Here is a 278-nt window from a genome sequence, read left to right as displayed (position 1 = left end):
GACGTGCGCGGCGCGGTGCAGAGCCTGCGCGAGGCCTTGCATGTGTCGCCGCACAGCGCGGAAGTACAACTGGCCCTGGTGGGCGCCATCGTGCGCCAGATTGACGAGCTGGGCTGGGACCACCCGCTCGGCGAGCTGGCCCACACCCAGTTGCGCGCGCTGCAAACCGAGGCGGGCGGCCACCCGCGCCTGCCGGCGCTGGAACAGGCGTATGCGGCGGCGCGCCGCAAATACGGCATCGCCACCACTGCCTAGCCGCGCTCAGGGCGCGCCGTAAC

At 72.7% G+C, this 278-nt stretch carries 1 protein-coding gene; it reads left to right on the top strand.

What is annotated here, in order from left to right; genetic code table 11:
• Positions 1 to 255: hypothetical protein (locus tag ACWA1B_RS22590; RefSeq protein ID WP_456910847.1), on the top strand; the 255-nt coding region annotated here is incomplete at its 5' end.
• Between the last annotated feature and the right edge of the window lie 23 nt (positions 256 to 278).

Source organism: Flavobacterium xizangense, assembly GCF_054075145.1.
This window is presented reverse-complemented; position numbering and strand designations above follow the sequence as displayed.